The sequence below is a fragment of the Streptomyces sp. ERV7 genome, from assembly GCF_001653515.1.
Taxonomy (GTDB): domain Bacteria; phylum Actinomycetota; class Actinomycetes; order Streptomycetales; family Streptomycetaceae; genus Streptomyces.
On record NZ_LYOY01000104.1, the window covers coordinates 1 to 7,540 of the forward strand.

The 7,540-nt window shown below is 74.4% G+C and carries 6 protein-coding genes and 2 pseudogenes; 4 read left to right on the plus strand and 4 right to left on the minus strand.

Going from position 1 to position 7,540, the window contains the following annotated elements; translation table 11 throughout:
- A pseudogene (locus A8W25_RS31100) lies at positions 1-475 on the minus strand (hypothetical protein); the annotation flags it as partial.
- Between the two features lie 183 nt (positions 476-658).
- On the opposite strand from A8W25_RS31100, the gene A8W25_RS31105 reads away from it, so the two are divergent.
- The gene (locus A8W25_RS31105; RefSeq protein ID WP_067156363.1) at positions 659-1,372 is read left to right on the plus strand and encodes a hypothetical protein; all 714 of its coding nucleotides are present in this window, start codon (positions 659-661) and stop codon (positions 1,370-1,372) included.
- A gap of 53 nt (positions 1,373-1,425) precedes the next feature.
- On the opposite strand, the gene A8W25_RS31110 is transcribed toward A8W25_RS31105, so the two are convergent.
- From A8W25_RS31110 to A8W25_RS31120, 3 genes are read right to left on the minus strand one after another with little or no spacing between them, the layout of a single operon-like run.
- Positions 1,426-2,145, minus strand: a complete 720-nt coding sequence (locus A8W25_RS31110; RefSeq protein WP_067156734.1) for an isocitrate lyase/PEP mutase family protein — start codon at positions 2,143-2,145, stop codon at positions 1,426-1,428.
- Positions 2,142-2,591, minus strand: a complete 450-nt coding sequence (locus A8W25_RS31115; protein WP_067156360.1) for a carboxymuconolactone decarboxylase family protein — start codon at positions 2,589-2,591, stop codon at positions 2,142-2,144. Before A8W25_RS31115 ends, A8W25_RS31110 begins: the two co-directional genes overlap by 4 nt.
- Positions 2,588-3,124, minus strand: a complete 537-nt coding sequence (locus A8W25_RS31120; protein ID WP_079125830.1) for a carboxymuconolactone decarboxylase family protein — start codon at positions 3,122-3,124, stop codon at positions 2,588-2,590. The genes A8W25_RS31115 and A8W25_RS31120 overlap by 4 nt, the downstream gene beginning before the upstream one ends.
- Before the next feature lie 47 nt (positions 3,125-3,171).
- On the opposite strand from A8W25_RS31120, the pseudogene A8W25_RS31125 reads away from it, so the two are divergent.
- The 3 genes and pseudogenes from A8W25_RS31125 to A8W25_RS31135 all read left to right on the plus strand — a co-directional run.
- Positions 3,172-4,604 (plus strand): annotated as a pseudogene (locus A8W25_RS31125) (PLP-dependent aminotransferase family protein).
- An 81-nt stretch (positions 4,605-4,685) separates the two neighbouring features.
- Positions 4,686-6,452, plus strand: coding sequence for an alpha/beta fold hydrolase (locus A8W25_RS31130; protein WP_079125845.1), 1,767 nt, complete (start codon positions 4,686-4,688; stop codon positions 6,450-6,452).
- A 327-nt stretch (positions 6,453-6,779) separates the two neighbouring features.
- Positions 6,780-7,540 (plus strand): AfsR/SARP family transcriptional regulator (locus A8W25_RS31135; RefSeq protein ID WP_420708409.1); only part of this gene is annotated, 761 nt, incomplete at its 3' end.

Genomic DNA, 7,540 nt, shown 5'->3' on the forward strand with positions numbered 1-7,540 from the left:
CGCCGCCGGACCGGCCGCCGTCCGCGCCGTCCTGGCCGCTCCCGCAGGCCGGGCCGGCGCCGGGCGCGTACCACGAGGCGGAGACCCAGGGGGCGTACGAGCTGCCGCGCGACCCGGCGCACCCGCCCCCGTACGCGCCGGTGGACGCGGGGCGGCGCAGGCAGCGGGCGGTCGTCGCCGCGGTCGCCGCCGCCGTCCTCGCGGGCGGCGCGGCCGGTGGCTGGCTGCTGTGGGGCCGGGACGGCGGCTCCGGGAGCGGGGGAGTGGCGGCCGCCTCGTCCTCGGCGTCGGTCGAGGGGACCGACCCCACCGGGACGCCGACGGACTCGCCCACGGCCACGTCCACCGACGAGTCGACCGCCACGCCGACGCGGGAGCCCACCGACACCGCCACGCCCGACACCGGCCCCCCGGTGCCGGACGGCTTCCGCCGGGTGGAGGACCCGCTCGGCTGGAGCGTGGCCGTACCGGCCACCTGGACCCGCACCGAGGAGCGCAGCAGCGCCCTCTACCGCTCGCCCGACCAGCGCTATCTGCTCCAGCGCCGTCCTGGCCGCTCCCGCAGGCCGGGCCGGCGCCGGGCGCGTACCACGAGGCGGAGACCCAGGGGGCGTACGAGCTGCCGCGCGACCCGGCGCACCCGCCCCCGTACGCGCCGGTGGACGCGGGGCGGCGCAGGCAGCGGGCGGTCGTCGCCGCGGTCGCCGCCGCCGTCCTCGCGGGCGGCGCGGCCGGTGGCTGGCTGCTGTGGGGCCGGGACGGCGGCTCCGGGAGCGGGGGAGTGGCGGCCGCCTCGTCCTCGGCGTCGGTCGAGGGGACCGACCCCACCGGGACGCCGACGGACTCGCCCACGGCCACGTCCACCGACGAGTCGACCGCCACGCCGACGCGGGAGCCCACCGACACCGCCACGCCCGACACCGGCCCCCCGGTGCCGGACGGCTTCCGCCGGGTGGAGGACCCGCTCGGCTGGAGCGTGGCCGTACCGGCCACCTGGACCCGCACCGAGGAGCGCAGCAGCGCCCTCTACCGCTCGCCCGACCAGCGCTATCTGCTCCAGATGTTCCGGCTGACGGAACCGGGCATCACCCCGTACGAGGCGCTGCGCATCACCTCGGACAACCTCTCCCTCCACCGCGGGTACCAGGAGATCTCGCTGCGCCGGATGACCGAGGTGACCGCCACGGACGCGGCCGAGCTGGTCTACGCGTACAACCGCAGCGTCCAGACCGATCGCATCCAGGGCATCGCCCGCTCCTTCGTCGCCGGGAACGGGGTGCCGTACACGGTGCTGGTGTACGGCCCGGACGAGGACTGGCCGGCTCAACTCGGGGTCCTGAACAGGGTGCTCGGCACGTTCGTGCCGGAGTGAGTGCGGGGCCGGCGGCCTCGGGCCCGGCCCCGCACGCCCTCAAAGACAGGCTCTCAGCCGGTGCGCAGCTGCTCCGCGGCCTCCCGTACCGCCTTCATCGCGCGGCGCTGGAGGAGCGGGCCGAACGTGACGCGGGCCGCGCCGAGTTCGCCGAGGCGGCGCGGGGTCGGGCCGTCCGCGAGCGCGACCTGGTTGACCGGGGCCGGTACGGCGGCGGCGATCTTCGGCAGGTGCTCGGCGGGAGCCCCGTACGGGTAGACGCAGTCGGCGCCCGCCGCCACGTACGCGCGCGCCCGCGCGATCGTCGCGTCCAGGTCGGTCACGCCCTCGATGTACGTGTCCACGCGCGCGTTGATGAACAGTCGGTCCCCGGCCTCCGCGCGCACCTCCGCCAGCCAGTCGGCGTGGCGCGCCGGGTCCTTGAGGGCGCCGTCGGCCGAGTCCTCCAGGTTGCAGCCGACCGCGCCGGTGTCGAGCAGCCGGGCCACCAGCTCCTTGGGGGCGAGGCCGTAGCCGCCCTCGACGTCCGCCGAGACGGGCACGGAGACGGCCCGGACGATCCGGGCGACCGCCGCGAACATCTCGTCCCCGGGCGTCTCGCCGTCCGCGTAGCCGAGCGAGGCGGCGACCCCGGCGCTCGGCGTGGCGAGCGCCGGGAAGCCCGCCTCCTCGTAGACCCGTGCACTGGCCGCGTCCCACGGACCGGGCAGGATCAGGGGGTCGCCCGGTCCGCGCCCGTGGTGCAGGGCGCGGAAGGCGGCGACGGGGGTCAGCTGTGCCATTCGGTCTCTCCGGGTGCGGTACGGCGGGCCACCATCAGCCGGTTCCAGCTGTTGATGGCGGTGATCGCGGCGATGAGATGGGCCAGTTCGGTCTCGTCGAAGTGCTTCGCCGCCAGCGCGAACAGCTCGTCGGGAACGAACCCGTCGGTCAGGACCGTTATGCCTTCGGTGAGTGCGAGGGCCGCACGCTCGCGCTCGCTGAAGCGGTCGCCCGCTTCGTGCCAGGCCGCGACGAGATCGAGCCGTCCCTCGGTCTCGCCGTGGTCGCGCGCGAGGTCGAGGTGCATGTCCAGGCAGAACGCGCAGTGGTTGAGCTGCGAGGCGCGGACCATGACCAGCTCCGTCAGGGTCGGGTCGAGCGCCTTCTTGGCGGCCGCGCTCACCGCCGCCAGGGCCCGGTAGACCTCCTGCGGGACCTGCCAGGCGCGCGCCGTCACTTGTACATCCCGGGGGTGTAGTGGCCCGGGACCATCCGGGTGGTGACGCCGAAGCGGTTCCAGGCGTTGATCACCGTGATGGCGGCGATCAGATGGCCCAGCTCGGTCGCGTCGAACTGCTCGGCCGCCTTCGCGTACACATGGTCCGGCACGAAGCCGTCGGTGAGGACGGTGATCGCCTCGGTCAGCTCGATCGCCGCCAGCTCCTTCGCCGTGTAGAAGTGCTGGGACTCCTCCCAGGCGCTGAGCTGCACGATCCGCTCCACCGACTCGCCCGCCGCGAGCGCGTCCTTGGTGTGCATGTCGAGGCAGAAGGCACAGTGGTTGAGCTGCGAGGCACGGATCTTGACCAGCTCGTGGATCACCGGGTCCACCCCGCGCCCGGCCGCCGCCTCCAGCTTGACCATGGCCTTGTAGACCTCCGGTGCCGCCTTGGCCCAGTGCAGACGGGGCGCCTGCTCCGTCGCGTAGGAGGCGTCCGGGCTCTCGTCGTTCTGCGTCACCGTGGTCCCCGTGTTCCCGTTCGTCGTCATGGAAGTGACGGTACGCGGCACATGTCACACGGGTATGGTCCATTTTCATGGTGGAATCCTGGGCCACTTCCTCCGGAACTCTGGCCGAAGTCTTCGGTGTCGACCTCCATGTGGAGGTGGGCGCCGGCGGGCTGCGCGCCGGCCTCATGGACGCGCTGCGCGAGGCCGTCCGCAGCGGCCGGCTCGCCCCCGGCGCCCGGCTGCCCTCGTCGCGCTCGCTCGCCGCGGACCTGGGCGTCGCGCGCAACACGGTGGCCGACGCGTACGCCGAACTCGTCGCCGAGGGCTGGCTCACCGCCCGCCAGGGCTCCGGCACCCGGGTCGCCCAGCGGACCGCGCCGCGCCGCCCGCAGCCGTCCGGGCCCCGGCACCCGGCGCGCCGCACCCCCGCGTACAGCCTGATCGCGGGCAGCCCCGACCTGGCGTCCTTTCCCCGTGCCGAGTGGCTGAAGGCCTCCCGGCGGGCGCTGACGGCCGCGCCCCACGAGGCCTTCGGCTACGGCGACCCGCGCGGCCGCATCGAGCTGCGCACGGTCCTCGCCGACTATCTGGCGCGGGCGCGCGGGGTCCACGCGGACCCCGAGCGCATCGTCGTCTGCGCGGGCTTCGTGCACGGTCTGATGCTGCTCGGGCGGGTGCTGCGGGCGCGCCGGGTCCGCGAGATCGGCGTCGAGGCGTACGGGCTCGACGTCCACCGGGACCTGCTGACGCGGGCCGGGCTGCGCACCCCGGCGCTGCCGTTCGACGAACACGGCACGCTCACCGGCGAGTTGGGGGAGTCGAAGGGGCTGGGGGCGGTGCTGCTGACACCCGCGCACCAGTTCCCGGTCGGGGTGGCGCTCCCGCCGGACCGGCGCGCGGCCGTCGTCGACTGGGCGCGGGCCAGGGACGGGTGATCCTGGAGGACGACTACGACGGCGAGTTCCGCTACGACCGCGAGCCGGTCGGGGCGGTGCAGGGGCTCGATCCCGAACGGGTCGTCTACATCGGCTCGGTCAGCAAGAGCCTGTCGCCGGCGGTGCGGCTCGGCTGGATGGTGCTGCCCGAGGAGCTCGTCGACCCGGTGCTCGCGGCCAAGGGCCAGCGCGAGGCGTGGGCGAGCGTCCTGGACCAGCTGACCCTCGCGGACCTGGTCGAGAGCGGCGGATACGACCGGCATGTGCGGCGGATGCGGCAGCGCTACCGAGGCCGCCGCGATCAGCTCCTGGCGGCCCTGGACGAGCATGCCCCGCACATCACGGCGGCCGGGATCGCGGCCGGGCTGCACGCCGTGCTGAGGCTGCCGCCGGGCACCGAGCGGGCGGTCCTGAAGGCCGCGGCCTGGCAGGGGATCGCGCTCGACGGGCTCGCCGGATACCGCCACCCGGACGCCACCATGCCCGCTCAGGACGGTCTGGTCGTCGGCTACGCCACTCCGCCCGACCACGCCTATCAGGCGGCCCTGGACGCCCTGTGCCGCGCGCTGCCTCCGGCGCCGTGAGGTCACGGCGGGACCCGGGGCCGTGACTCTAGGCTGGGGAGCCTGGAGATCATGAGGGGAAGTGGCTGAAAGGTGGCCCAAGTGGATGAGCTGGTCGGGGAGTTCGACGGGGAGCGCATCAGCTGCGCGGTGGTGGAGCCCGACGGGGTGATCCCCTCCGTCACGGTCGTCCTGCTGCACGGCGCGGGAACCGGCGACAAGGCGCGGCTCGCGGAGCTGGGGGAGGACTTCCGCTCCCGCGGCCACCGCGTCCTCTCCCTCGACTTCTCCGGGCACGGCGCCTCCAGCGGCGCCCTCGCGGAGCTGAGCCTGGAGCGCCGCTTCCGGCAGGCGCGGGCGGCGGTCGACGCGTACGTTCCGCCCGGCCAGAGCCTGGTCCTGACCGGCTTCAGCATGAGCGGCCAGACCGTCGCCGACCTGGCCGCGCACTACGGCTCCCGGGTCGCGGGCATCGGGCTGTGCGCGCCCGCCGTGTACGCGGACGCGGCCTGGTCCGAGCCGTTCGGGGCCGAGCCGGGAGCGCCGGGAACCCCGCCGGGCGCGCCTGTGTCGCGCTTCACCGAGATCCTCCGTACGCCCGACAGCTGGCGCGGCTCGCGCGCGCTGGACGTCTTCCGGGCCCTGCGCACTCGCGTGGTCCTGGCCGTACCCGAGGTGGACGAGATCATTCCGTACGCCGTCACGGAGGCCGTGACACAGGCGCTGGCCGCCGGGAACGCGTCCCGCTTCACCCGCCTCGCCTTCGGGGGCGCGCACCACCGGCTCGGGGTGTGGTTCAGGGAGCATCCGGTCGAGCGCGGGCGGTTCGTGGACGCGGTCCTGGACGACCTGGGCGCGGACGGCTGGGAGCTGACCCGCCGTTGGGTCGACAAGTCCCTCCCGGAGGGCGAGCGGGTACGGGACGCGGTGGTGCTGCGGGGCGGATGGACGTCCCAGATGCGGCTCGTCCGTACGGAGGGGGCTGACGGCATACGTACGGAAGGGGACGACGGCGTACCTACGGAGGAGGGTGGCGTGCGAACAGAACAGGCCACCTCAGTACGTGAAGTGGTGCTGCGGTCCTTCGCCAGGCCCTTCTACCGGAGGCACGCGGCCGGCCTCCTCGCGCGCGAGGCCGCGGTGCTGGGGCTGCTGGCCGGGACGGACGTGCCCGCGCCCGCACTCGTGGCGGCGGACCCGCACGGGGAGCACTGCGACCACCCCTCGCTGCTGATGACGCGCTTGGAGGGCGCGGTACGGCTCGACGAGGACGACCTGGAGCGGCGGATCGGGCTGCTCGCCCGGCAGTTGCTGGACATTCACCGGATCCGGGTGACGGAGGCCGACCGGCCCCGTACGTACGAGGCCTGGACCTCCCCCGACCGGGTGCGCGTTCCTGCGGACACCGCGCGGCCCGACGTCTGGCGCCGGGCGGTCGACGTCATCCGGCAGCCGCCGCCCCCGTACGAGGGGTGCTTCCTGCACCGGGACTTCCACCCCGGGAACGTGCTGTTCAGCGGCGCGGGCGACGGGCTGCGGATCAGCGGGGTCGTCGACTGGGTGGAGACGTCGTGGGGCCCGGCCGCGCTCGATGTGGCGCACTGCTCGACGGCGCTCGCGCTGTTGCACGGGGCGGGGGCGGCACGGGAGCTCGTGGCGCGGTACACCGCCGGGGGAGGGCGGCTCGGCGCAGGGCTGCTCCACTGGCAGCTCCTGGACGCGCTGGCCTACGCACCGGACGCCGAGAAGGTCGCGGGGCCGTGGCGGGAGCTCGGGCGCACGGACCTGACGCCCGAGCTGCTGACCGGACGGCTTGAGGAGTACGTCGCGTCACTGCTCGACGGCGAGGGCGACGGAGGGGTCGGCTGAGACGCTCGGGCGGCTCAAAGGTTGTATGTGCGCGTAAAATTGGCGCAAAATCGCCGAGCCGTCGATGGCCGTCGTGTAGAGGCCCGGCGTCGCCGTGCAGGCCCGGATCGGGCGGCGAATGAGGCGATTCCGGACGGACGGACGAGGTCCCCAGGCATTCACCTGGGATGCCTGAGGACCTCTCTGTCCTTCGGTTCCATTCCGACGGCGACACTCCCCCGAGTGTGGTTGTCCACCGAGCACCGGCGGTCCGGATCCGATGGAAAGATCTAATCAGCGCCCACCAACAGATCGCTAACATGTGGCCAACGGTCAACGGGGCAGCCGGTGGACGGGCAGTGGGGGAAACCGGTGGAGGTCGGCGTGTGTGTGCGGTTCGGCCTGCTCGGGCCGCTGACCGTCGGGGGCGAGTCCGTCGGCAGTGGCAAGATCCGGTCCCTGCTCACCGCCCTTCTGATGCGGCCCGGCCGGGTCGTCCCCAGCGAGGATCTGAAGCTGGCGCTGTGGGGCGACGAGCCGCCCGCCTCCGCCACCGCCTCCCTGCACAACCACGTGGCTCGACTGCGGCGGCTGCTCGACTCCGAGGACCGGGTACGGGCCGTGCCGCCGGGCTACCTCCTGCGGGTCGGACCGGGCGAGCTCGACACCCAGGTCTTCGAGGCCCACGCGCGCGTGGCGCTCGCCGCGCACACCCGGGGCGACTGGCCGCTGGTGGCCGAGGAGACCGCCGCCGCCCTCGCGCTGTGGCGCGGCGCGCCGCTCAGCGGGCTCTACGACCCGGCCGACGGGGAGCCCGCCCTCGTCCAGCGGCTCGGCGAGACGCGGCTGCTCGTCCTGGAGTGGAAGTACGAGGCCGAGCTGCGGCTCGACCGCCATGAGGGGATCGGGCCGGAACTCGCGGCGCTGACCGGCGAGTTCCCGCTGCGCGAGGCCTTCCACCGGCAGCTGATGCTGGTGCTGCACCGCACCGGGCGGCAGGCGGAGGCGCTCGCCGTGTACCAGCGGCTGCGCAGCACCCTGGTGGAGGAACTGGGCGTCGACCCGGGACCCGCCGTCCAGGAGGCGCACCGGGAGATCCTGCGGGAGCC

What these genes read in the sequence shown, in the direction of transcription:
- A8W25_RS31120 (WP_079125830.1), bottom strand. Translation starts at nt 3,124, where the DNA reads ATGACGACGAACGGGAACACGGGGACCACGGTGACGCAGAACGACGAG.